This window comes from Streptomyces sp. URMC 126, assembly GCF_051386555.1.
GTDB lineage: Bacteria > Actinomycetota > Actinomycetes > Streptomycetales > Streptomycetaceae > Streptomyces.
On the sequence record NZ_JBPQTX010000988.1, the window covers coordinates 1 to 261 of the forward strand.

The 261-nt window shown below is 71.6% G+C and carries 1 protein-coding gene; it reads left to right on the top strand.

All coding sequences use genetic code 11. From position 1 onward, the window contains the following. On the top strand, positions 1–261 hold a 261-nt coding region (locus tag ACSNOK_RS34785), incomplete at both ends, for a cytochrome P450 (RefSeq protein WP_436784704.1).

Sequence of the window (261 nt, forward strand, 5' to 3'; positions counted from 1 at the left end):
GAGGTGGTCGGCCAGGAGATCGCGGCGGGGGACGTGGTCGTGGTCGCCCTCAACTCGGCGAACCGCGACGAGCGCCGCTTCCCCGACCCGGACACGTTCGACGTGGACCGCCCCAAGGACGGCCACGTCGCCTTCGGCCACGGCATCCACTTCTGCCTGGGCGCGCAGCTGGCCCGCATGGAGGTCGACATCGCCCTCTCCGCCCTCACCACCCGCTTCGCCCTCCCCGAACTCCGCGGCGAACGGGACGAGTTGCTATGG